The 24,395-nt window shown below is 55.5% G+C and carries 24 protein-coding genes; 14 read left to right on the forward strand and 10 right to left on the reverse strand.

Features of this window, described 5'->3' with window-relative positions; all coding sequences use genetic code 11:
- Positions 1-109 precede the first annotated feature (109 nt).
- The 3 genes from B9K09_RS18660 (at position 110) to trmA (ending at position 4,027) form a co-directional block, all read left to right on the forward strand.
- Positions 110-1,372 (forward strand): MFS transporter, encoded by a 1,263-nt coding sequence (locus tag B9K09_RS18660; protein ID WP_087518226.1) that lies wholly within the window; start codon positions 110-112, stop codon positions 1,370-1,372.
- 211 nt (positions 1,373-1,583) lie between these two features.
- Positions 1,584-2,879, forward strand: a complete 1,296-nt coding sequence (locus B9K09_RS18665; protein WP_087518227.1) for an NCS2 family permease — start codon at positions 1,584-1,586, stop codon at positions 2,877-2,879.
- A gap of 59 nt (positions 2,880-2,938) precedes the next feature.
- Positions 2,939-4,027, forward strand: coding sequence for a tRNA (uridine(54)-C5)-methyltransferase TrmA (gene trmA, locus B9K09_RS18670; RefSeq protein ID WP_087518228.1), 1,089 nt, complete (start codon positions 2,939-2,941; stop codon positions 4,025-4,027).
- A gap of 72 nt (positions 4,028-4,099) precedes the next feature.
- Here trmA and B9K09_RS18675 read toward each other — a convergent pair whose 3' ends face one another.
- Entirely contained in the window at positions 4,100-4,486 is a 387-nt protein-coding gene (locus tag B9K09_RS18675; RefSeq protein WP_087518229.1) for a DUF4345 domain-containing protein, read from the reverse strand.
- A gap of 156 nt (positions 4,487-4,642) precedes the next feature.
- Between B9K09_RS18675 and B9K09_RS18680 the strand changes: the two genes are divergently transcribed.
- A complete protein-coding gene (locus tag B9K09_RS18680; protein WP_087518230.1) occupies positions 4,643-5,521 on the forward strand; it encodes a neutral zinc metallopeptidase in 879 nt (292 codons plus the stop codon).
- Between the two features lie 204 nt (positions 5,522-5,725).
- On the opposite strand, the gene B9K09_RS18685 is transcribed toward B9K09_RS18680, so the two are convergent.
- Positions 5,726-6,613, reverse strand: a complete 888-nt coding sequence (locus B9K09_RS18685; protein WP_087518231.1) for a PA4780 family RIO1-like protein kinase — start codon at positions 6,611-6,613, stop codon at positions 5,726-5,728.
- A 107-nt stretch (positions 6,614-6,720) separates the two neighbouring features.
- Entirely contained in the window at positions 6,721-7,611 is an 891-nt protein-coding gene (locus tag B9K09_RS18690) for a LysR family transcriptional regulator (protein ID WP_087518232.1), read from the reverse strand.
- A gap of 282 nt (positions 7,612-7,893) precedes the next feature.
- Here B9K09_RS18690 and B9K09_RS18695 point away from each other — a divergent pair, with 282 nt between their 5' ends.
- Positions 7,894-8,181, forward strand: a complete 288-nt coding sequence (locus tag B9K09_RS18695; RefSeq protein ID WP_087518233.1) for a DUF2218 domain-containing protein — start codon at positions 7,894-7,896, stop codon at positions 8,179-8,181.
- Between the two features lie 22 nt (positions 8,182-8,203).
- Here B9K09_RS18695 and B9K09_RS18700 read toward each other — a convergent pair whose 3' ends face one another.
- The 3 genes from B9K09_RS18700 to B9K09_RS18710 all read right to left on the reverse strand — a co-directional run bounded on the left by B9K09_RS18700 (position 8,204) and on the right by B9K09_RS18710 (position 14,397).
- Positions 8,204-9,394 carry an HD domain-containing phosphohydrolase gene (locus tag B9K09_RS18700; RefSeq protein WP_087518234.1) on the reverse strand — a complete coding sequence of 397 codons (1,191 nt, stop codon included), beginning with the start codon at positions 9,392-9,394 and terminating at the stop codon, positions 8,204-8,206.
- A gap of 20 nt (positions 9,395-9,414) precedes the next feature.
- Entirely contained in the window at positions 9,415-12,948 is a 3,534-nt protein-coding gene (locus B9K09_RS18705; protein WP_087518235.1) for a response regulator, read from the reverse strand.
- Between the two features lie 165 nt (positions 12,949-13,113).
- Positions 13,114-14,397 carry an acetyl-CoA C-acetyltransferase gene (locus B9K09_RS18710; RefSeq protein ID WP_087518236.1) on the reverse strand — a complete coding sequence of 428 codons (1,284 nt, stop codon included), beginning with the start codon at positions 14,395-14,397 and terminating at the stop codon, positions 13,114-13,116.
- 278 nt (positions 14,398-14,675) lie between these two features.
- Here B9K09_RS18710 and B9K09_RS18715 point away from each other — a divergent pair, with 278 nt between their 5' ends.
- The gene (locus tag B9K09_RS18715; protein WP_087518237.1) at positions 14,676-16,028 is read left to right on the forward strand and encodes a 3-oxoacyl-ACP reductase; all 1,353 of its coding nucleotides are present in this window, start codon (positions 14,676-14,678) and stop codon (positions 16,026-16,028) included.
- Positions 16,029-16,097: 69 nt separating this feature from the next.
- Here B9K09_RS18715 and B9K09_RS18720 read toward each other — a convergent pair whose 3' ends face one another.
- On the reverse strand, positions 16,098-17,090 hold the full coding sequence (locus B9K09_RS18720; RefSeq protein WP_087518238.1) for an AraC family transcriptional regulator: 993 nt from the start codon (positions 17,088-17,090) through the stop codon (positions 16,098-16,100).
- A 219-nt stretch (positions 17,091-17,309) separates the two neighbouring features.
- On the opposite strand from B9K09_RS18720, the gene B9K09_RS18725 reads away from it, so the two are divergent.
- From B9K09_RS18725 to B9K09_RS18760, 8 genes are all read left to right on the forward strand, one after another.
- Positions 17,310-18,167: a MaoC family dehydratase gene (locus tag B9K09_RS18725; protein WP_087518239.1), complete on the forward strand. Its 858-nt coding sequence runs from the start codon at positions 17,310-17,312 to the stop codon at positions 18,165-18,167.
- Between the two features lie 86 nt (positions 18,168-18,253).
- On the forward strand, positions 18,254-18,559 hold the full coding sequence (locus B9K09_RS18730) for a MazG-like family protein (RefSeq protein ID WP_087518240.1): 306 nt from the start codon (positions 18,254-18,256) through the stop codon (positions 18,557-18,559).
- Positions 18,556-19,308 carry a methyltransferase domain-containing protein gene (locus B9K09_RS18735; RefSeq protein ID WP_087518241.1) on the forward strand — a complete coding sequence of 251 codons (753 nt, stop codon included), beginning with the start codon at positions 18,556-18,558 and terminating at the stop codon, positions 19,306-19,308. Before B9K09_RS18730 ends, B9K09_RS18735 begins: the two co-directional genes overlap by 4 nt.
- Before the next feature lie 11 nt (positions 19,309-19,319).
- On the forward strand, positions 19,320-19,943 hold the full coding sequence (locus B9K09_RS18740; protein WP_087518242.1) for a DUF4136 domain-containing protein: 624 nt from the start codon (positions 19,320-19,322) through the stop codon (positions 19,941-19,943).
- 92 nt (positions 19,944-20,035) lie between these two features.
- A complete protein-coding gene (locus B9K09_RS18745; RefSeq protein WP_087518243.1) occupies positions 20,036-20,599 on the forward strand; it encodes a DUF4136 domain-containing protein in 564 nt (187 codons plus the stop codon).
- A complete protein-coding gene (locus B9K09_RS18750) occupies positions 20,596-21,093 on the forward strand; it encodes a GNAT family N-acetyltransferase (protein ID WP_256574103.1) in 498 nt (165 codons plus the stop codon). Before B9K09_RS18745 ends, B9K09_RS18750 begins: the two co-directional genes overlap by 4 nt.
- On the forward strand, positions 21,090-21,464 hold the full coding sequence (locus B9K09_RS18755) for a DsrE family protein (RefSeq protein WP_087518244.1): 375 nt from the start codon (positions 21,090-21,092) through the stop codon (positions 21,462-21,464). The genes B9K09_RS18750 and B9K09_RS18755 overlap by 4 nt, the downstream gene beginning before the upstream one ends.
- Positions 21,461-21,919 (forward strand): glycine cleavage system protein H, encoded by a 459-nt coding sequence (locus B9K09_RS18760; RefSeq protein ID WP_087518245.1) that lies wholly within the window; start codon positions 21,461-21,463, stop codon positions 21,917-21,919. Before B9K09_RS18755 ends, B9K09_RS18760 begins: the two co-directional genes overlap by 4 nt.
- Before the next feature lie 128 nt (positions 21,920-22,047).
- On the opposite strand, the gene B9K09_RS22720 is transcribed toward B9K09_RS18760, so the two are convergent.
- The 3 genes from B9K09_RS22720 to B9K09_RS18780 form a co-directional block, all read right to left on the reverse strand.
- Positions 22,048-22,257, reverse strand: a complete 210-nt coding sequence (locus B9K09_RS22720; RefSeq protein ID WP_087518246.1) for a hypothetical protein — start codon at positions 22,255-22,257, stop codon at positions 22,048-22,050.
- 114 nt (positions 22,258-22,371) lie between these two features.
- Complete coding sequence (locus tag B9K09_RS18770; RefSeq protein WP_218191970.1) at positions 22,372-23,694, reverse strand: dicarboxylate/amino acid:cation symporter; 1,323 nt, start codon at positions 23,692-23,694, stop codon at positions 22,372-22,374.
- Between the two features lie 194 nt (positions 23,695-23,888).
- Positions 23,889-24,314, reverse strand: a complete 426-nt coding sequence (locus B9K09_RS18780; protein WP_087518249.1) for a RidA family protein — start codon at positions 24,312-24,314, stop codon at positions 23,889-23,891.
- Positions 24,315-24,395 lie beyond the last annotated feature (81 nt).

The following is a 24,395-nucleotide window of genomic DNA, read 5'->3' on the forward strand; positions in this document are numbered from 1 at the left end:
GGCCTGAGTTATTTACCCGAAGCAACCACCCATTATAGTGCTAACGGGCAGCCGAAATATTTTGTTTCAGTTAGACTTTGCGCCCGCACACGCCCGAGCAGACGCTGTTATGTCGAACACCACGCCAACCCTGCTGCGCCACCACCGCCCATTTATCGCGTTCTGGCTTGCCCGCGTTGCAACCGCCAGCGGCTTTCAGATGCTTACTGTGGCAATCGGTTGGCATATCTACCAGCTCACCGGCAGTGTTCTTGATCTTGGTTTGGTCGGCTTAGCCGAATTCTTGCCGCGCGTGCTGTTCATGTTGCATACCGGCCATGTTGCCGATCGCTACAACCGGGCACGCATTGCCGCCATTTGCCAGACAGCACAGGCGCTGATCGCCTTGGCACTGGTGATCAGCAGCTACAGCGGTGAAATCAGTCGCGAGATGATTTTCCTGCTGGCGTTTAGTTTGGGCGCGGCTCGTGCCTTTGAAATGCCCGCCACGCAGGCACTGTTGCCACGCCTGGTGCCTCCTGCATTGTTTCCGGCAGCGGTTGCGGCATCAGCATCGGCCATGCAAACCGCAACCATAGTCGCGCCCGCATTGGGTGGCTTTCTGTTTGCCTTCGGCAGTGTCTGGGTCTACGTGCCCACCGCGATTCTGTATGTGCTGGCGTGCGGATTGATGCTCAGCCTGCCGAAACACCCCGCGCAGCAGAGCAAGGAAAAAGCATCGCTGAACAATCTGCTCGCGGGCATTCGTTTTATTCGTAGCCGGCCCGATGTGTTCGGCGCAATCTCCCTTGACCTGTTTGCGGTGCTGCTCGGCGGCGCCACTGCGCTGCTCCCAGTCTTTGCCAAAGACATCCTGATGACTGGCCCATGGGGACTTGGCCTGCTGCGTTCAGCGCCCGCGGTGGGTGCGTTGTTAATGTCCTTCTGGCTGGCGCGCTTCCCGATCAACCGTCAGGTCGGTCGGACCATGTTCACCGCAGTGGCGATTTTTGGCGTGGCAACCATCGCCTTTGGTCTATCGACCTCTTTCTGGTTCAGCATGGTGGTGCTGGTAGTGCTCGGCGCCGCTGACATGATCAGCATGGTTATCCGTGGGGCCTTCGTGCAACTGCAAACACCTGATGCCATGCGTGGCCGGGTCAGCGCGGTGAATGGCTTGTTTATTGGTGCATCCAACCAGCTCGGGGAGTTCGAGTCTGGGCTCACCGCACACTGGTTCGGCACTGTGCCCGCCGTGGTCATGGGTGGTGTCGGCACGCTGTTGGTGACAGGTACTTGGATCAAACTGTTCCCGACCCTGGCGCAGCGCGATACGTTAGAACAGACCGAGCACGAGTTGGCCGCAGTCAAGAAAGCCAGCGCCAGCGTTTAAGACACTGGCATGGCTGCGGTGACTCGGCGATTGATCCTCGTCCGAACAGCACCCAAACCCTCTGTCGGGTCATAAATTCACCGGCACCGGCCTTACTGGTATGATGCGCGCCTTTTTCAGAATAGCCAGTGATGAAGTTCATTCAGGGATGGATGTGCTTTGCTATCGATCAGACCACTTTCGGCGCATTTAGCGTCACGGGGACCCCCGCATGCTGGAAAGACTGTTCCAACTTAAAGCGCACAACACCACCATCCGTACAGAGATGCTGGCCGGTCTGACCACCTTCCTGACGATGGCGTACATCCTGTTCGTCAACCCGAGCATCCTTGGTGAAACGGGGATGGACAAAGGCGCGATCTTTGTCGCCACCTGTTTAGCCGCAGCAATCGGCTCGGCGATCATGGGTTTTATCGCCAACTACCCAATCGCGCTTGCTCCGGGCATGGGTCTCAACGCCTTCTTTACCTACACCGTAGTCCTGCATATGGGCCACACCTGGCAAGTCGCGCTGGGTGCAGTGTTCCTCTCGGCGTGCATGTTCTTTCTGTTGTCGATCTTCAAGATTCGTGAATGGATCATCAACAGCATCCCGCTGGAACTGCGCTCAGCGATTGCTGCGGGGATTGGTTTATTCCTCGCACTAATCGCCCTGAAAGAATCGGGCATCGTTGTGTCCAACCCGGCAACGCTGGTTGGCTTGGGCGACTTGTCCAAGCCTGAACCACTGCTGGCGATCCTCGGCTTTTTCGTGATCGTTGCGCTTGAAGCGCGCAAGGTTACCGGCGCAGTGTTGATCGGGATTTTGCTTACCACAGGCCTCGGTATTGCCTTGGGTGTTTCACAATTCGCTGGTGTGGTATCGATGCCGCCATCGCTGGCACCGACGTTTATGCAACTGGACATCATGGGCGCACTGGATATTGGCCTGGTCAGCGTGGTATTCGCCTTCCTCTTCGTTGACCTGTTCGATAACTCCGGCACCTTGATTGCCGTTGCTAAAAAGGCAGGACTGATGCGCGCCGACGGTTATATGCCGAAAATGGGCCGCGCACTGATTGCCGACAGCAGCGCTGCGATGGTCGGCTCGCTGCTGGGCACTTCAACCACCACCAGCTATATCGAGTCAGCCGCAGGCGTCACCGCTGGCGGACGCACCGGTTTGACCGCAGTTGTGGTCGCGATCCTGTTCCTGTTGGCGCTGTTTTTCTCACCACTGGCAGGCAGTGTTCCGGCCTTCGCCACGGCACCTGCGCTGTTGTTTGTCGCGGTATTGATGACGGCAGGCCTGGCTGAGATCGACTGGAGTGACATCACCCTTGCAGCGCCGGTAGTGGTCACTGCATTGGCGATGCCATTGACCTTCTCTATCGCCAACGGGATTGCCTTCGGCTTTATCACGTGGGCAGCTATCAAGTTGCTGGCGGGTCGCGGGAAAGAACTTAACCCGGCGCTGGTGATCCTCGCTATCTTGTTTGTGATGAAGTTCGCTTGGTTTAACGCCTAAGACTTTGTTAACCGCTGTGGGCTAACCTGCAGCTTTCTGACCACGCTGAAGAGTTACCCATGAGTGCGCCACAATTCGACCTAGCCAGCTACGACGCTCAGCTGGAAGAAAAAAAGCAACGCTTGATCAATCTGCTCGCACCGTTCGAAGCGCCTGCACCAGAGGTGTTCGACTCGCCGCGTGAACATTACCGCTTACGCGCCGAATTCCGTTTGTGGCGTGAAGGCAATGAGCGTTTTTATGCAATGTTTGCCGCAGGTGACAAGCGCACACCGATCCTGATTGATGACTTCCCGATTGCCAGCGAGCGTATCAATGATTTGATGCCGCGCGTTAAAGCAGCTTGGCAAGCCAGTGAGGCACTGAACTTCAAGCTGTTTCAGGCTGAATTTTTGACGACGCTGGCTGGCGATGCGTTGCTCACCTTGTGTTATCACCGCCCACTTGACCAGCACTGGCAAGACGCTGCGCAACAGCTTGCCAACGAACTGGGCATCAGCCTGATCGGCCGCTCACGGGGTCAGCGTCTGGTGATTGGTCGCGACCATGTGATCGAAGAGTTGCAAGTGAACGGGCGCACTTTTAGTTATCGTCAGCCTGAAGGCGCATTCACCCAGCCTAACGGCACGGTCAACCAGAAGATGCTCAACTGGGCCTTTGCAGCACTGGGCGAACGTCAGGACGACTTGCTTGAGCTGTATTGTGGCAACGGTAACTTCACCCTGCCGCTGGCCACCCGTGTGCGTAAAGTGCTGGCCACTGAGATCAGTAAGTCTTCGGTCTACGCAGCGCTGGCAAATCTGGCCGACAACAAGGTTGATAACGTCACCTTGGTGCGTTTGTCCGCCGAGGAGCTCACCGAAGCACTGAATGAGGTGCGCCCATTCCGCCGCTTGGCAGGCATCGACCTCAAGAGCTATGAATTCGGCACGGTGTTTGTTGACCCGCCACGTGCAGGCATGGACCCGGACACCTGCGAATTGTGCCGGCGCTTCGAGCGCATTCTGTATATATCCTGCAATCCGCAGACGCTGGCAGAGAACATTGAGCAGCTTAGCGATACTCATCGCGTTGAGCGCTGCGCGGTATTCGACCAGTTCCCGTACACCCACCACATGGAATCGGGTGTGTTGCTGGTGCGTAAGTAACTGCAGCTGGCTCAAAGGCCCCTCAAGCTCTGTTTGAGGGGCCTTTTTTGTACGCGCGATCAAGTCAGGCAGCTAGCCTCGGTTGAGGCTGCGCAATGCCCAGAAGCTCAGCCCGGCACTGACAACTTCAGCCAGTAAGGCATAGAGATTAAAGGTTTGCCCGGAGCCGCCATCGAGCCACAAGCCACCAAGCCTGGCGACGGCCAATGTGCTGTAAATCAGCACCAGCAAAGTCAACGCGCTGCGGGTTAGATCAATACGCGTCAGCGACAGCCCGAGAAACGCGGCCAAACCAATTTGCGTGCCGCCGTAATAGGCGCGTACATCGGTCACCGCGGCTGACTCCAGCAACAACATGCCTGATAAGTTGGCCATTTGGTGCGGGCTAACGAAATAGGCCAATCCAAGGCCAAACAAAATGATGATCTGTATCGTCAATACCACTCTTGCCAGCAACATCGCCTATTCCTTTTAAGCTGTTTATAACTGCCAGCTTAGGCGTCATCTGAGCGCAAGCCCAGCATTACTCATAATCAACTCTGACTGACGACTGGACTGGCGCCTGGCTTATACTGAGCAACACTGATTAACAGCATCATCAAAGGGAATCGAGCAATGCGCTGGAGCAAAGGGCGACGCAGTGACAACGTAGTGGATGCGCGCGGCAGTGGCGGCGGCAGACGATTCGGTGGCGGCCGTGGTTTGAGCCTCGGCGGGATTGCCGTAATCGTCGTGGTCGGATTATTGATGGGCCAAGACCCGCTCCAGATCCTGGGCAATATTGCAGGCCAAGCCACGCAAAGCAGTGCTCCAACCTCGCAATCACAAAGCAGCAATCCGGTTGCCAACGACCAGCAGTCTGAGTTTGTGCGCTCGATTCTTGGCGATACAGAAGACACCTGGCGCGAAATATTCAGCAGCGCCAATCGCCAATACCAGGACCCGAAACTGGTGCTATTCAGTGGTGGGGTTAACTCAGCCTGCGGCTTTGCAGACGCAGCAGTAGGGCCGTTCTATTGCCCGGGCGACCGACAGGTCTACCTCGATTTGTCGTTTTTCCAAGAACTCGAACAACGTTTCGGTGCTGCCGGTGACTTCGCCCAGGCTTACGTCATTGCCCATGAGGTCGGCCACCACGTACAGACGTTGCTCGGCGTGTCAGCAAAAGTGGATGCAGCCCGCAAAGCCGGACAACGCATGGAAGGCAGCAATGGCTTGCTGGTCCGCCAAGAACTGCAGGCAGACTGCCTCGCTGGGGTTTGGGCAAACAGCGCCCAACGACGCCTTAACTGGCTGGAGCCTGGCGACCTGGAAGAAGCCTTGAACGCGGCCAATGCAATTGGTGATGACCGCTTACAGAAACAGACTCGCGGCCAAGTGATGCCCGACTCGTTCACCCACGGCACCTCGGCTCAGCGTATGCGTTGGTTCAAAGCCGGGTTTGACAGCGGCAAGCTGGGCAACTGCGACACCTTCGGCGCCGCAAGCCTGTAACGCTGGCTGACTCATATTAAAAAGCCCCTCTCCGCAGGCAGTGTGAGAACGTCACGAGCGAAGGCTAGACAAGGCCTTAACAGACGAAAAGTGACCGGGGTCGCGCTCGACTTTAGGTGTTCTAAATGAGCATTTTTCGTCTGTTTATAACGCAGTATTGTCGAGCGCAGTAGTTTCCACACAGTCTGCCAGAGGGGCTTTTAGTTACTGCATCCAGGGCGGCGGAGGTTCCTCCCCTGCGGGGGCATCATCGGCGTCAAGCAGCGCTTGGCGCCGTGCCTCCTCAGCCAATGCGGCCTTGATTTCACGCATCACGGCTTCCACGTCGGCGGCATCTTCTGGGTCGTCAAACTCGCCCGTCAACACCGATTCCGGGGTTAATTTGCCGTCTTCATACAATGCCCACATTTCTTTGGCGTATTTGGTGTAACGCAGTTCAGGAGCGAACTGCCCAAAATAGGCCGCCATGTTACCGACATCGCGCTCAAGCATCTTGAACGCATGGTTGTTACCTGCAGCATCGACTGCTTGCGGCAGGTCGATAATGACCGGGCCGTCAGGGCCGAGCAGTACGTTGAACTCAGACAAGTCGCCATGCACCAGACCTGCACACAGCATCTTGACGACTTCGTCGATCATGAACGCATGAAATTCACGGGCATCATCGGGATGCAGGTCAACATCATTGAGACGTGGAGCGACACCGCCCTCACCGTCATCGACCAACTCCATCAACAGTACGCCTTCAAGGAAGTCATACGGTTTAGGCACGCGCACGCCAGCACTGGCAAGCCGGAACAAAGCACCGACTTCAGCATTCTGCCAGGCATCTTCCTGGCCTTTACGACCATATTTAGAGCCTTTGGCCATAGCCCGCGCATCGCGGCTGTTACGCACCTTGCGCCCTTCCTGGTATTCCGCAGCTTGGCGGAAACCACGCTTATTAGCCTCCTTATAGACCTTTGCACACCGCATTTCCTGACCACAGCGCACTACATAAACTGCAGCTTCTTTACCACTCATTAGCGGGCGTATCACCTCGTCGATCAGACCATCTTCGACCAAGGGTTCAAGACGTTTTGGAGTCTTCATCAGCTTTAATCACGGGTCCTTTGTGGCTCACTTCACCTGTTCTGCTCGTTATACGGCAATCTTTCGACAGCGCCCAGTCTATACGACCAATACCTTGCGTGAGCCTGTCAATTAGCCAACAAATGTCGGCGCAGAGCCTCAACCGCATAACGCACTTTAGCCGGTTGCACATCGCGGCGCGGCGTCACTATATAAATACCCACCGGCGGCATTTGCCAACCTGGTAACACTACACGTAACTGCCCGGTTGCCAACTCATCTGCAATCTCATGCTTGGGCTGCAGCGATATGCCCATCCCCGCCAGCGTAAAGTTACGCACCGCGAGCAGGTTGTTGCAACCCAATCGCCCGTCAATACGAATTTTCTCTATCTGGGAATCTGGCCCTTGTAGGTTAAGGGCTTCGTGCATTTGCGTGGTACTCAGCAGCAGCCAGTCGGCCCCTACCAGATCTTGCGGACTACTGATCCTTGAGCGATTCAGCAAATAACTAGGCGCAGCACAGAGTACAAAAACGGCATCACCAATGTGCCGTGCAACCAAGCTTGAGTCTTGTTGTGGGCCGACGCGAATCGCTATGTCGATCCGCCTCTCGACGAGGTCGATGCGCTCATCCTGGAAGAACAACTGCACACTCAAGCCTTTGTGCGCCTGCAGTAGTGGTGCCAGAGCATCACTCAAGTGACGCCCAGAGAAGCCAACCGGCACTGCAATACGCAGCTCGCCAACAGCCGCATCACGCATCTCCGCCAAACGCTGCTCAGCCTCCTGCGCCAGCGCCATGACTTGTGCGCTACTTTGGTAAAAGGCTGCGCCCGCCTCGGTCAGGGTGAGCTTGCGGGTGGTGCGATGCAGCAGGCTGACCTGGGTGCTCTGTTCCAGCTTACGAATCTGCTGACTGACAGCAGATGCGGTCATGCCAAGCACCTCCGCGGCGGCAACCATTGAGCCGCGCTCAACCACTGTGGCAAAAATTGCCATGCGCTTTAGCTGCTCCATTATTAAGCCCTGCTTATTAGTTAAAGCGTTTATAGCCTATTTATCCCGGCTTTCACCTTATGAAATTATGTATATAGCGGCAACAGTAGATACGACTCATTACGATTTCCATCGTTTGGCGCAAGCGAATTTGCTGGCACAGGCCAATGAGTGAACGCCTACCGCCTCAGTCTCGCTGGCTCGGATGTGGCTATTGTTGATGAGCTGCAAGCTCCTACACAGTCCTCCAACGTTTCACTGTCGGCTATCAGTCCGCAGACAACCCTTTCCAAGGAATTACCCATGACATTGACTTCATCTGCCTTTGTTAGCACCGAAACACCGGCGCGCTATATCAGCCGGCTGTGCAAACACTTCGCACACAAAATCCCTGTTAGCTACGACGAGCAACAGGGTCGCATCGAATTTGAGTTTGGCGTAGCGCTGCTACAAGCCACTGAAGGTGGCCTGCAGCTGAGTGTACAGAGCGAAACTGAAGAACATCTTGAGCGTCTCAAAGGTGTAGTTGCCAGCCACTTTGAACGTTTTGCCTGGCAAGAAGAGCTGACGCTCGAGTGGAGCCAGCAATAAGGCTCAGGCTTACCGGCTACGGCTAATGAGGATCTGCCGGTAAACTCAGCTCAATCGACTCCCCCATCGAATCGTTAAGGCGTTCGAGTTCGAAGTTGAGGGCATCAGCATCCTCCTCCAGCGACAGAGCAATCGCCGCGAAATCATCTGCGACCTCGATTAAAGCTAACACTACCGATGGATCGAATAGTGTGCCGCTGGCGGCATTGATCCGCGCCATCGCATCATCGTGACTCAGGGGCTGACGATAGGCGTGATGACTGGTGAGTTGCTCATAGCGACCCGCTACAGCCATCAAACGCGCCGAAAGTGGGATTTTTTCGCCACGCAAACCTTGCGGGTAACCCGTGCCATCCCAGTTTTCATGCTGGCTGTAGACAATATCTTTGGCGTCACTCAAAAAACTGTACGAGCCATCGAGCTTTTGCTCAGCTGCTTCCAGCGCCATATATCCAGCCTTGGCGTGCCCCCGCATGAGTTCGAGATCATGGCCTTTCAACTCGGTCGGACTCAGCAGGATACGATCGGGCAAAACCAACTTACCAATACCATGCAGCAATGCGGAGCGGCCTAACTGTGCGATTCGCTCCTCGTTGAGTTCAGCCGCCAAGCCTGGCTGCTGACGCGCCAACGCTGTCGTCAATGCAACAACATAGGCTTTAATTCGCGCTAAATGCAGGCTGCACGGGTTGTCACGCATGGCTGCCAAACTGGCCATGGCCTCAATCGCGACCTCCTGATGCTTTTCAATCTCACGGGTTCGCCTGCGTACTTCTAGCTCCAGGTACTCATTTTTATCGCGCAGAAAATCCGCGCTGACCTTGAGCTGCAAGTGCGACTGAACCCGCGCCAACACAATCGGCGGGCTGATTGGCTTAGTGATGTAATCAACTGCACCTAAGTCAAAGCCAAGCTGCTCATCCGCCAACTCGCTCTTCGCGGTCAGGAAGATAACTGGGATGCCTGCCGTCTGTGGGTTGCTCTTTAACGCACGGCAAACCTCATAACCGTCCATGCCGGGCATGGTGATATCGAGCAGAATAAGATCAGGCGGCGTATCACTGGCCGCAATACGCAATGCATTAAGGCCGCTGCTGGCGACCTTGACCCGGTAGCTGTCGAGTAGCAATTCGCTCATCAGCTCAAGGTTTTCAGGCACATCATCTACAACAAGTACCAGCGGCTGATCTGAGTAATTCAAGCTATCGTCCATCATGATTTCTCCCTAATACCTCAAGTATCGCCGCTGCTGCGATCGCGAACCACACGAAGTGCGCGAACAAAATCATAGGCACGTATGGCACTCGCCAATGAATCATAGTCATCCTTGAAAAACTTGCGTAATTCAACAGCTTGCGCTTCCAAAAACTTACTTGCGCGAGGATCATCCTCGATCAGCAAGCGCTCAAGTTGCATACACAACTCTCGAATTCTTGCTGGATCCACAGGTGACTCATCGGGCGGCGGCGCCTCAGGGAACTGTTTGAGGATTGCCGCAATGAGTTCACGCACACTGTTTTGCACACTTTGCAAATGCACGTCCAGTTGCCGGTGCTCGGGGTCCTGGATTGCTGACTCCAGCAGTCCCGCTTTGGCCAGCAGATCATCAGCACCTAAATTACCAGCCAACCCTTTGAGCGAGTGCACAAGGCGCTCTGCGGCCTCATGTTCACCGGCCAACATGGCTGCGCGGATTTGCTCGGGCACATCATGTTGGCTACTGGCAAACTTTGTAAGCAAACGTTGATACAGCTCCACTTTGCCCAACACCCGGCGCAAGCCAGTCACAACATCAACCCCGGGCAAATACCAGTTGTGAGCCACCGGTACTGCCTCGATTGCCTTGGGTTTACTTGTTGCAATCGGCGCAGCAGTGTCCTGCGAGCGCGGCTCTTTTATATCCAGCCAACGCTTCAATGTCGCCCATAATTCATGAGGGTCGATTGGCTTGCCGATATGGTCATTCATGCCTGCACGAATACAGTCCTCACGGGCTGTAGGCAGCACATTTGCAGTCATTGCAATCACCGGCAACGTTGCAAACCGTGACTCTTTACGAATCGCTTGAGTGGCGCCAATACCGTCAAGCACGGGCATTTGCATATCCATCAACACCAATGAGTAATAACCATCAGGGTTGGCGCGCAGCTTATCCAGGGCAATACCGCCATGCTCAGCGTGCTCGATCAGAATCCCGCTTTCTTCCAGTAAGCCTGCGGCCACCTCACGATTGAGTTCGTTATCCTCAACCAGCAACACACGCTGTCCATTAAAGTTGGGGAACGAACTCTGGTTACGCGATGAACTGATCGCAGAATCGGGCGATTCAGCGTTCAAACTACGTAAAACAGCCTCACGCAGCAGCCCCGGATTGACCGGCTTAAACAACACACCATCAATCCCTGCCGCCTTGGCGCTGAACAGCAGTTCCTCACGACCATACGCCGTGACCATCAGTACTCTCGGGGCATTTTGCAACTCAAGTGCGCGCAAACGCCGAGTGGTCTCAATGCCATCCATCACCGGCATTTGCCAATCGATCATCACCAACTCATAAGGTGAACGCTGATCGATTGCATGCTGAATTTGGCTGAGTGCCTGAGCGCCAGATTCGACCACATCAACCGCCATCCCCAGGTTACCCAACAATCCATGCAACACCTGACGTGCAGTATTGTTGTCATCCACCACCAGTACGCGTCTGCCCTTCAGCACTACAGGCTGATCCCGCAGCGAATCCTGCTCAAGGGAGACACCAAACGGCACTGAGCACCAGAACAGGCTACCTTTGCCCTGCTCGCTCTCGACACCAATCTCACCGCCCATTGCTTCAATCAGTTTTTTACAAATCGCCAAACCAAGGCCGGTGCCACCGTATTTACGCGTGGTTGAGGTATCTGCCTGCTGGAATGACTGAAACAGTCGACTGATCTGCTCGTGGCTGATACCTATGCCGGTGTCGCGTACGGCAAAGTAGATAAACACTTCCCTGATGCTGCGCTGATCGACACGAATCAGCAGCTCAATTTCCCCGTCATCAGTGAACTTAACTGCATTATTGGCCAAGTTAATCAGAACCTGGCCCAAGCGGAGCGGGTCACCAATCAAAAACTGCGGCACGGCTGGATCAAGGTTAAAAATCAATTCAAGATTTTTTTCATTGGCCTTGTCACCGATCAGGTTGGCCACATTCTCCAGCACTTGAAGCAGGTCGAAGTCGATGTGCTCAATCTTCAATTCACCCGCTTCGACTTTCGAAAAATCGAGGATGTCATTGATGATCCCCAGCAAGTGCTGTCCGGATTGCTGAATCTTGTTCAGATAGTCGCGCTGCCGCGGTGAAGGATCAGCGCGAAGCGCAAGATGCGACATGCCGATAATGGCGTTCATCGGGGTCCGGATCTCATGACTCATATTGGCCAGGAAATCCGATCTCAACCGAGCGATGTCCTCTGCCATCTCCTTGGCCGCCAATAGCGCCTCTTCGGCTTGCTTGCGCACGGTGATATCACGACTCACACCAACCAAGCCCAACAGCGCACCTTGATCATCTTGAAAGGTTGTCCGCACTGTATCGAACACAACGCGACGCCCGTCTGGATAAAGCGCCCAACCTTCCGTCTCGAATGCACCATGTTGGCTCAGGGCAACTTTATCGTGACCTGCGCGCGCCTTAGCCCATTCACTGTCCAGCAACTCCATATCGTTCTTGCCGAGAACCTCTTCGCGAGTCAGGCCAAACAATTCGGCGCAGGCTTGGTTAATCCCTGCGTAATTACCTTTTTCATCTTTAAACCAGATTGGATCCGGAATCGCGTTTATCAATGCGGTCAACGTACGCCGCTGCAGTTGGGCCTCTGCCTCCGCACGCGCCCGTTCTACGATTTGCACGCTAAGCCGGCGGTTCCAGACCAGAACAAAGGTAATCAGCGCTATTATCCCGAGCAAATATGGCCAGCCAACCATTATCAAACGCTGCCAGTTAAACTCGGTCAACGCGGGCAACCAGTGCGCTTTAATGGTTGCCGTTTCCTTGTCAGTGACGGTCAGCAGCGCTTCATCCATTGCCCGCTGCAACTCTGGCGCGCTCATGCGCACCGCAAAGGTAAATTCACTGTTGGTTAAGCCTGCTTCAGCGCGGACCTCAATATTGGTCAGGTTGAGCTCGCGAATCAGATAGCTGGCAACGATCATATCGCCGACATACGCATCAACGCGCCCGGATGACAATGCCTGCAACGCATCGCGAGTCGTCTCGACCTGCATCAGTTTGATACGGGGCACCTTGGTTTTGAGGCCCGCCTCAACCACATAGCCACGTTCAACCGCAACCCGATGGCCGTCCAAGTCGGAGAGCGTTTGCACGCGGTCACCCGAACGGGTGAAAATTAAACTGCTGCTGACAATGTAAGGCTGGGTAAAACGCATAAACTTCTCGCGCTCAGGCGTTCGAACCACAGAAGGCAAGAGATCAACTTTATCAGCTCTAAGCGCGGCGACTGCGGCGTCCCAGCTATCAAACAGCACGACCTCAACACCCATGCCCAGACGCTTGCTGAGTAATTGCAGATATTCACCGCTGAGACCGGTGTATTCACCCTGCTCGTCGATCACATCAAAAGGTGCCCAGCTATCCCGCTCGACACCCACACGGATAATCGGATTAGCCTTTATCCAGGCTTGATCCTCATCACTTAGCGGCACTTGTGCAGCTTGCACCGAGAAACATAACAACCAGCACAGTAGCAACCCACCGATACGCGCCATCAACAAGATCCTTGAAGTCACCCTTTGTTAACTAATTGCAGCTTAGCCCTTGTGGCCAAAACCATTTGCACTTAGGAACCAACGGCAGGTACGAAAACGGCGCCTTGTGAGGCGCCGCTAAATTATTCAGCGATATCTCTGTAAGCAATGCCAGTCATCTCATCATTACTTCTCGAGAATTGCCGTCACGCCCTGCCCGCCCGCCGCACAAATCGAAATCAAACCGCGCGCTTCAGTTTGCTCTGCAGCCGCAAGCAACTTGGCCAAATTGGCGATAATACGCCCACCGGTTGCAGCAAATGGATGGCCTGCCGCCAGTGAGCTGCCTTTGACATTCATCTTGCTGCGATCAATCGAGCCCAAAGGCTTGTCCAAGCCCAGACGCGTCTTGCAATACTCAGGGTCTTCCCAGGCCTTGAGGGTGCACAACACTTGCGCAGCAAAGGCTTCATGAATCTCGTAGTAATCGAAGTCCTGCAACGTCAGATTGTTACGCGCCAGCAACCTTGGCACTGCGTAGACTGGTGCCATGAGCAGACCTTCAGCACCGTCGACAAAATCGACCGCTGCGGCTTCACCGTCACGCCAGTAGGCCAGAATAGGCAGACCGCGTGCCTTTGCCCACTCTTCGCTGGCAAGCAGCACCAGTGAAGCTCCGTCGGTCAGGGGTGTTGAATTTGCGGCGGTCAGGGTGCCGCGCGAACTGCGCTCAAATACCGGCTTGAGGGTGGCGAGCTTTTCAATGTTGATATCAGGTCGCAGGTTGTTATCGCGAGTCAGGCTGCTAAACGGCGTCAGCAAATCATCTTGCCAGCCGTCAGCGTAAGCCGCCGCCATTTTCTGGTGGCTTTCGACCGCCAGTTGATCTTGCTCATCGCGTGGAATCGACCAGGTTTGCGCCATCAGCTCGCAGTGCTCGCCCATCGACAGGCCCGTGCGCGGCTCACCATTACGGGGCAGTGACGGCGACAGGTGACGCGGACGAATTTTCAGCAGGGTTTTGATCTTGTCAGCGGTGGATTTGCTGCGATTAGCTTCAAGCAGAATCTTGCGCAACCCCTCGTTCACCCCGATAGGTGCATCGGAGGTGGTATCAACTCCCCCAGCGATGCCGCACTCGATTTGCCCTAAGGCAATTTTGTTGGCGACCAGCAGCGCTGCTTCAAGCCCTGTACCGCAAGCTTGCTGAATGTCGTAAGCAGGTGTTTCCGGGGCCAGCAATGAGCCCAGAACGCACTCACGAGTCAGATTGAAGTCCCGCGAATGCTTGAGTACGGCGCCAGCAACCACTTCCCCCATACGCTCGCCATGCAAGTTAAAGCGCTCAACCAGACCGCCCAGCGCACTGGTGAGCATTTCCTGATTACTTGCCGTGGCATACGCTGTGTTGGAGCGCGCGAACGGAATACGATTACCACCGATGATGGCAACGCGACGCAGCTGGGTCATGAGTGACTCCTTGCGAAAGTGAAATTGGAGTGTCGCATAGGCTAGCGTGTAACCGCAGCTTCACATTGGCCTGCATGCCGACCCGATAAAGATTCAAGTCAATTGCGCGATACTGTTGTCACAGTAGAGTAATCGAGCCTCTGATTGCTGAATTTGTCCTCAGTGCGTTAAAGCGATGATCATTTACGATAGGTAAAACTCGCATTGCACTCCCTTTGCTGGCTAGCTATTCAGAAGACCCTTCGCTCACCTTTTTGTTCTGCTCGCAGGAGCCTTTCATGTCTGACCGTTATCTATCTTTCGCCAACTCAGCCACCGGGCGCCGCGTTGTTAGCGCCCTCGGCCTACCCGCGCCGCTAAGACTGGAACGCTGGACAGCCGGACGTAATCGTCCAGTTGATGGCGCCATACTGCTTAGCGGTGGCCAACTGAGCCAAGCCATTAGCCGCTTTGCCAACAAGCTCAGCGACCAAATATTTGCCAATGAAGAAGGCACATTTGACCTGCCGCGCTGGACCGCAGAGCATTCGCCGAAGCTCAAAGCGCTGGTGTTCGACGCCAGCGAGCTGACCCGCTTCGAGCAGCTAATCGCCCTGCGCGATTTCTTCCAGCCGGCATTCAAGGGGCTGAGCAGCTGCCCACATATCATAGTGCTCGGCCGCCCGCCGCAAAGCCTTAAAGACCCTGTCGCGGCCAGCGTGCAGCGCTCACTTGAAGGTTTCACCCGCTCACTGGGCAAAGAAATACGCCGTGGTGGCACCGTGCAATTGCTCTACGTCGACAAGGGTGGAGAAACTCAGCTGGAAGGCGCGTTACGCTTTTTCCTGTCACCTAAAAGCGCTTACGTATCGGGCCAAGTGCTACATCTCAACGCCTGTAGCGCCGAAGTCAAAGACTGGACGCGGCCACTGGCAGGCAAAACAGCGCTCGTCACCGGCGCCTCGCGCGGCATTGGTGCAGCAATTGCCGAAACCCTGGCCCGCGATGGCGCTGAAGTGGTTCTACTTGATGTTCCAGCTGTACAGGCTGATCTCGAAGCCCTGGCCGCACGCTTGGGTGGGCGCAGTATTGCTCTGGATATTTGCGCAGAGAACGCCGCAGAAACACTACTTGAAGCCTTACCCGAAGGCCTCGACATCGTGGTGCATAACGCGGGAATTACCCGCGACAAGACACTGGCCAAAATGAGTGATGGCTTCTGGAACTCGGTGATCAACGTCAACCTCAGCGCACCGCAAGTACTGACCCAAGCGCTACTCGACGCAAAAAAGCTGCATGAGAATGCGCGCATCGTGCTGATTGCCTCGATTAGCGGAATTGCGGGCAACATGGGCCAAACTAACTACGCCACCAGTAAAGCTGGAGTCATTGGTGTCGCTCAGTCGTGGGCGCCAGCGCTGGCCAAGCAAAACATCACAATCAATGCCGTTGCGCCTGGCTTTATCGAAACGCAAATGACTGCGGCCATCCCGCTGACCATTCGTGAGGCGGGCAGACGCATGAATTCAATGGGCCAAGGTGGCTTGCCGCAAGATGTCGCCGAAGCAGTGGCATGGTTTGCTCAACCATGCACCGGCGCCGTGACCGGTCAGGTCATGCGTGTATGTGGGCAAAGCCTGCTGGGTGCCTAGGCTATAAGCCCAAACAACCACAGAAAACTAGCGCTGCGCGGGCTCGCGCAGCGCTAGATAAAACTTGATTCAAGCCTTCCTCCGGTTGCGATATTCAACCGGGGTTACGCCAACCCAACGCTTGAATGCTCGATAAAAGGTACTTGGCTCAGAGAACCCCGTGAGTTCGACAATCACCTCAATACGCTCATCAGTATTGAGCAGCAGGTCTTTGGCTAGACGGCAACGGTAATCGCTGACCAGATCATTGAAACGCACACCGGCGATGGTCAGACGTTCACGCAAACGTCGAGCAGGCATACCCAATCGCAGCGAGACCTGCTCCAGTGTGGCGCGGTTTTCGATCACCAGTTCCGCAATCAAATCACGCACGGAGTTGACCAGGTCAAACCGCTCAATCTCACTGAGTTGGCGCTGCGCCAAAGAGTCGTGCATTTGTAGCACTTCAGGCTGTGCTAGCGCTGAAGACCTGCTCAGGATTGCACTGTCAAACACCAGTGCATAACGCTCGCTGCCCATGTGTGCAGGGCAGCCATAAACGGCTCGATATTGTTCACTCGAGGCGCCCTGCTCGTGAATGAAATGCACCTCGTAGAGCGCGAACTCACCTTCAGTCAATGCGTTGAACAACCGGATGACAGCTCCGGCAAACATCTCTGGAAAGTGACGCGACACACCACTGTCCGCAGCTAAAGTCAAAACGGCACGACCACCTTCAACATCAAGGCGTGCCTTCAGCGTATCGGAGAGCAGACGCATGTAGCGCAAGGCGTGACGCAGGCCTGCACCAAAGGTTTCATTGGAGAGGAATAAGTATTCGAGCAACAAACCTTGATAGATGGGCAAATGTTCGACAAGGAACAACCCGGCATGTTCTTCCCCTGTCTCATCAATAACCGCCTGCCAAAACATTTCCTGAAGCGCATGAGAAAAGCGGTTAGGCGGTAACTCTCCTGTTTGTAAGCCGATACGTGCCAAAACCTTGGCCGGGTCAGTTCCACTGGCTTGTAATGCGGCGAGCACAGGCCGCATCAACGCAATATCATCCGTAAGATCGCGCATGCTTAACTTCTTTTATAAGTACATATTAGGTGCCTTACATCTTAGGCAGCTTTACCAGGCGGGCTCAAGCAGCCATCTTGCCCAATTAACGAACGGCAACGGAACAACCATTGTCCAAAGTGCTATTGACTGGCCTGACGAATGCTAAAACACAGAGGCCAATGCTTGAGGTTTCGCAGCTACTAAGCTGCTGTCAGCGTTTAATGGAGGCGCACATTAATGACTATCCAATGGCTTGACCTTGATACTGTGCCGGCGCTGCCCGGACTATTTTTGCAGGCGCTTTTGCGACGTGGAGCTACAGGTAAAGAGTTGCCAAACCTTGGCCTGCGGACCCATACCAGCATCAACCCACAGAATCTTGCGGCCTACCGCAAAGTCTGCGGTGCAGCCGACTCCAGCCTACTTCCGCCCGCCTACCCGCATGTGCTGGCATTCCCCCTGCAACTGAAACTACTCACCGATAAGCGCTTTCCGTTCCCGCTACTCGGCCTGGTACACCTTGAAAACAGTATACAAGTGTTACGCCCACTCGCGGGGCTTGGCCCCTTCAGCATCAGCGTGCATGTTGAAAATCTGAAACCCCATGACAAAGGCGCTATTTTCAGCATTATTACCTGTTTAGAAGACCAACTCGGCCTACTTTGGCGAGGTGACAGCAGAGTACTTTGTCGTGGCGTTAAGCTGGACGGAAGCCCTGAAGCACCACTGGAACTCCCGGATGTACCGCTGACCACGCGGGGCCAGTGGCATGCCCCAAGCGATATCGGCCGGCGCTACGCAAGAGTCGCAGGCGACTACAACCCGATTCACCTGTCAGCATTGAGCGCCAAACTCTTTGGCTTCCCGCGCGCAATCGCTCACGGCCTATGGAACAAAGGCCGCGTGCTGGCCGACCTTGCCGAACAACTTCCAGACAGTGGCTACCAGATTGATGTGCGCTTCAAAAAACCGCTGTTACTGCCAGGCGACGTCACGCTTGAATCAAGTGCAGACGCCGCAACAGGACAATTCACCCTGGCCAGTTCACATGACATGTTGCATTTGCACGGCAATTGGCAGCCGCTAAACCATTGATTTCTGGAGCTACAGCCAAAGTAAGCTCAAGCGGCTTGCACCGCCGCACGATCCATCCCAAGCTATGCGCCTTCAAGGAGCGCAGCATGAATATCACCGAACTCACCAACCGCCTGCACGCGATTCGCGATCGTAACGATTGGAAGCAGTATCACAGTCCTAAAAACCTGGCGATGGCTGCAAGCGTCGAAATGGCTGAGCTGGTTGAAATTTTCCAGTGGCTGACTGAACAGCAATCCCATGAGCTTTCAAATGATGTGCTCGAACACGCGGGTCAGGAGGTCGGTGACATCGTGCTTTATTTACTGCTGCTGTGCAGCGAGTTGGGTTTGGACATGGAACAGGTCGTACGGGCCAAACTTGCGGACAGCGAAAGGCGGTTTGCATCGTGAAAGATCGTCATTTTGATGAGCTCGCCACCCGCTTTGCAGAAAAAATCTACGGCGGTGCAAAAGGTGCAATTCGGCTAGCGGTTTTGCAAGCAGACCTCGCCGAAGCCCTGCCCGATCGGCCGTTGCGCGTGCTTGATGTCGGCGCGGGGCTGGGCCATATGTCTTTGTGGCTGGCGCAGCGGGGCCATCAAGTCACGCTTGCTGAACCTGCCGAGCCGATGCTTAACGGCGCCCGCGAACGGTTCGCCGAGGCAGGTGTTGAGGCCACATTCATCCAAGCGCCATGGCAAGACTTGCTTGGCCAATGCAACCAACCTTATGACCTCGTTATCTGTCACGCGGTACTCGAATGGCTTGCCGAACCGCACTCAATCCTACCCGTTCTGCATCAACTGACGGCGCCAAATGGTTGGCTGTCACTGGCGTTTTACAACAAAGACGCGTTGATCTACCGCAACCTGCTCAAAGGCCATTTCCGTAAGTTACGCAAAGCTGAATTTGCCGGTGAAAAACAAAGCCTGACGCCGCAACGTCCTGTCGACCCGCATGAGTTGGCAGCGCAACTTAGCGGAGAATGGCAAGTCGAAACACAGAGTGGTGTGCGTGTTTTCCATGACTACATGCCACGGGACTTTCAGCTAAAGGCAGAGCTAATCGACCTTTTGGAGATGGAACTGGCTTACCGGCGCCATCCCACATTTGCAGGCTTAGGCCGCTATTTGCACTGGGTGTGCCGTCCACGTCAATAAGGAGTCGCGAGATGCATCGTGCAGTCAGCTTAATCTTCGGCCTGACAGCTCTGCTCGGCCTTGCGGCCTGCCAGTCAAGCAATCCCTACAGCGCATCCTCAAAACCACTGCCGCCAGCGCCTGCACATGCGGCCGGGCAGATTGATCTAAGCGCCTACCCGGCACCCACACGCGACTACGGCCGTTATCGCAGTTGGAGCTGGGCCAATAAGCAGCTACCCGCGGGTAGCGCCTGGGCGAGCAGTGCAATGATTAGCAGCGCAGTCAGTAACAGCCTCGACCGCGCCGGCTTACGCCCGGTGCAAAGCGGTAAAGCCGCAGACTTATGGGTCAGCGCCAGCGTGCGACTAGAAACCCGCCTGCGCCAATCTTACGACCGCGGCGGTGTCTACTACGGTGCAGGCAGTGGCTATTATGATCGCTATGACCGTTACGGCGCTTACGGTAGCGTGCCTATCGTGCGCACTTATCAGCAAGAAGTCGCAGTCGTGCGTGTCGACTTTTACGACAGCCGCGATGGTCAGCCTATCTGGAGTGGCAGCGCCGAAGCCCTTAGCGGCAGTGATGAAAGTGAACGCAACAAGGCGTTACGAGAAGCGCTGCACAACGCGCTCTCTAGTTACCCGCCGGATTGAGCAGCACAGTTAGCAACACTCGATACTGGTTTGACGGCATGGGCCGCGCTTGCATAAGACAACAAACCCTAAGTGGTCGTCGGAGATAAACAATGAAACGCCATATATTATTACTCGCCAGCATCTTGCTGCTGAGTGCCTGTCAAAGTATTCAAATTGACCGCGACTACGACCCCAACCGAGACTTTGCCAGCTACCAAAGCTGGTCTTGGCAAAGTCCGGCACTGACCTACTCGCCAGATGATCCACGCCTAAAAAGCGATCTGACAGAGCAACGCATCCGTGATGCGGTAAAGGACCAGTTTGAACAACGCGGCTTACGTGAAGCGCCTGCCAATACGAAAGCCGATCTCAGTGTTCAAGTTGCACTGATAGTCGATGACCGGCAAAACCTCTACACCACCAACTACGGTGGCGGTTGGAACAACGCGTGGGGCGGTGGTTATTGGGGCGGCCCGATCTACACCGAAACCCAGACTGTCGATTACAAGGTCGGCACCTTGCAGGTAGATCTCTACGACGGCAAAGACAAAAAACTGGTGTGGCGTGGCAGCGCCCAGCAAGTCATGCCGCGTAATACGCTTAGCCCAACCGAGCGCGAAGCCGCAATCCGCGAGACCGTGACCAAAGTACTCAGCCAGTATCCACCGCGTTGATCACAGTATCCAAACCCCACCGGCTTAGCCAGCGGCCTGCAGAGGAGCGGGATCTACTCACCGTTGCCACCTTTGTCCGCAGCGCCAATGAGCTGTTCTATTGCTACCCCAAGGCGAGTTGGCCGCTAACGCCTGCTCAAATCGCTGATGCCATCAGCAATCGGCGTGACAGCACGGTTGTCTTGCTCAACAATGAAGTGGTCGGTTTCGCCAACTTTTATCAATGGAAAACGGGCGTCTATTGCGCGCTTGGCAATGTGATGGTCTCGCCTAACACACGTGGTCAAGGAGTCGCGCGTTATCTGGTACAGGTAATGGAAGAACGAGCGCGTACTCATCAGCAGGCTAGACGTATGCGCCTGTCATGCTTCAATGGTAATACCGCAGGCCTGCTACTCTACAGCCAACTGGGTTATGACCCGTACGCCATCGTCGAACGCGAAGCTCCGGACGGGCAACGCGTCGCGTTAATTCAGATGGACAAAGCCTTATGAGCGACACCGCCATCCAGCACATCCTGATTGTGGTCAACAGCGGCCCAAGTACACCCGCACGCTGTGCGGCGCCGTTTTACACCGCCACACTACTGGCCTGCATGGATGCGCAAGTGACGGTGTTCCTCAGTGGTGAAGCGGCGCAGTTGGCGCAAGTTGAAGTGGCCGATAACCTGTATGCAGCCACTGACGGCGAACCCGTCAGGCACTTTATTCAGCAGGCCAAAAGCGCAGGTGTGCGCCTGTTAATGTGCCGAGCGCCGGGCGTTGCAATCGACGAAAGTAGCCTCATCCCGGAGCTGGATGAAATCGCCAGCGGTGGCGAGCTGGCACAGATGATTCTTGAATACGACAAAGTCCTGAGCCTATGAAGCTGAACGGTTTGGAATTCCCCGATGACCTGCTCTACGCACCCGATCACAATCTGTGGTTACGCGAAGAAACCGACGCCACGCTAACCATTGGCCTCAGTGCTTATGGCTGCGCCAGCTACGGTCAGATCTTCGCCTTCACGCCCAAACGTGACGGTCAATCCATCGAGGCGGACCGCAGCTTCGGTATCGTCGAATTTGCTAAAGCCGCATCCTCGGCACGCTCGCCGATTGCTGGCATCCTGATCGCCAGTAATAGCGAAGTTGTGCGCCGCCCTGCACTGATCAACCAGGATTGTTATGACAAAGGCTGGATGATCCGCTTGCAGCCAAGTGATTGGGCAAACGCCCGCCAGCAACTGCTCACCGGCGATGCAGCCTTGAAAGCCTTTGCAGAACGCATGCATCTGGATGGCTTCAACCCAGACGATGACGGCGTTCAAGCACTGCGCTGAACACCCAACAGATTGAGTCAGCCGCCTCGACCGATAAGAGCAAGCTGTAGAGTGCGGTCACCCAAACTTGTAGGTACTACCCATGGGCCATGGACATTCAGCGTTCATTGCTCATTGCTAAAACTCTCCTAGCCAATCTGGAAGATCTGCTCACCGCGCACGGCGGCGAACTCCTTGGTCTCCCGCACCGCTGCGTTAAGTTTGTCCACACCGGCAATCGTACCCACGGTTGCAATGATCACTATGTTTGGCTTCGTTACCTGCTGCGCATCGGCAGTGGGAAGTCCAACCAGGAGCAGGATTGATACACATTTGCAGAGCCCCTTGGTGTATTGCATGTTGCCTCCTCGCGGCTTTACGCCGCGAATTTAATAGAATTATGCGGTAATGGGTGCGGAGCGGATTCCGCCCCGCACTGGGTCAGGTCGTAGATCAATCGCGTATGGATTGAGCTAGTTCTGATCAATTAGTCGGCTAGCGAACGTTTCGTCGCCTTTGAGCACATGGGGTGTATTGAAGACGGCCTCATCGAGTTCGCCTTCACTGCGCGCGACCACGCAGGCTACTGCGCTGTCGCCGGCCACGTTCACCGCGGTACGCGCCATGTCGAGAATCCGGTCGATGCCGGCGATGATCGCGATGCCTTCAAGCGGTAGGCCGACCGAAGTCAGTACCAGCGACAACATGATCAGCCCGGCGCCGGGTACGCCAGCGGTGCCAATGGAGGCCAGTGTCGAGGTCAGTACGATGGTCAGGTACTGACTGGCGTTCAGATCGATACCGTACACCTGGGCGATGAACACCGCACAAACACCTTGATACAAGGCGGTGCCATCCATGTTGATGGTGGCCCCCAGGGGTAGGACGAAGCTAGAGACACGGCGCGATACGCCAAGATTCCGTTCGGCCGACATCATCGTGACCGGCAGCGTTCCCGAGCTGGAGGTGCTGGTAAAGGCGACCATGATCGGCTCAATGCTGCCCTGGAAGTACCGTAGCGGGCTGAGCCGAGCGACCAGCTTGATCAGCCCCCCGTAGACCACCAGCGCATGCACGGCGCAACCGAGATAGACCATTGCAATAACCTTCGCCAGCGGCGCCAGCAGGTCGAGCCCATAGGTGCCGGCTACCCAGGTCATCAGCGCGAACACGCCATAAGGGGCGAAGGAAATTATGATCGACGTAAGCTTGTACATGACTTCAGCTGCCGACTCGAAGAGACGTTTCAGCGGTTTTGCGGTGTCTCCCGCGAGTACGATCGCCATACCGAGCAGGATCGCGAACACGATGATCTGCAGCACGTTGCCGGTCGCGAAAGCTTCGATCGGGTTAGTCGGCACGAGTCCCAAGAGGGTGTCGGTGATTGACGGCGCGTCCTGGGCTGCAACGGTTTTCGCTGCGCCAAGATCGATACCGACACCGGGCTTAAACACGGCTGCCAGCGCGAGTCCGATTGAGATCGCTACCGCAGTGGTTGCCAGGTACAGGGCGAAAGTCTTCGCACTGAGCCGCCCCATGGTGGCGAGGTCCTGCAGCGAGGCGACACCAGTGACCAGCGAGATGAAGATCAGCGGCACGATCAGCATCTTGATCCCACGGATGAAGAGATCGCCGATCGGCTTAACGCTGGCAGCGAGTTCCGCGTTGCCGGTCTGGTTAAGCACGGTGCCTAGGATCACACCAAGCGTCAGCGCGATGAAAATCTGCTTCCAGAGCTGCATTCCGGTCCAGAAAGCGAAAGGTCTGCGACGAGCGGGTGAAGATGAGTTTTTCATTGTCGTTCTCCTGCTTATTGTTTTTTTATCCCCGGTATTTCCGGGTTTCAACTACAACGTCATATCGCTTGCGTGCACACCAAGCGCCGATCGCTGGAGCGCGAGGCTCAGGCTCTTCGGCTATATTGGAGATAACGCCGCAATTCCCCAGATAGCGCACCGCAGCTAAGCCTCCGCTGAACCCTCAAGACGGGTTAGCCGAGGCTTGTCATTTTAGGGGTGACCAACGCAATCGCCTCCAGCTCAACGGCGAGCCCAAAGTGCAACTGCGATACGCCGGCGACCGCTCGGGCGGGGCGATGGGTGCCCATCCATGCCGCATAGATTTCGTTGAAGAGTGGCCAGCGTTCGATGTCGGTGACGTAGACGCGAACCTGCACCAGGTTTTCCTTGCCGACGCCCGCGCATGCCAGACAGGCTTCAAGGTTCGCCAGCACCTGGGCTGACTGTTCCTCGAAGGAGCTGCCGATGAGAACCGTCCCATCCGGCTGAATCGGAAGCTGGCCGGAAATGAAGACCAGGCCGCCCGCCACGCATACGTGGGAGTAATGGCCCACAGGAGGGGTGACCGCCGAGCTGTTTGCACAACTGATGTCGGCGCGTTGGAGGATTTGATTCATGGCGTGTATCACTCTGATCAAAGGGCAAAGGAATCCCGTCCTGTCAATCCGAACGGATCACAGCTGGGGGTTATAAAGAGA

The organism is Pseudomonas sp. M30-35, assembly GCF_002163625.1.
Classification (GTDB): Bacteria; Pseudomonadota; Gammaproteobacteria; order Pseudomonadales; family Pseudomonadaceae; genus Aquipseudomonas.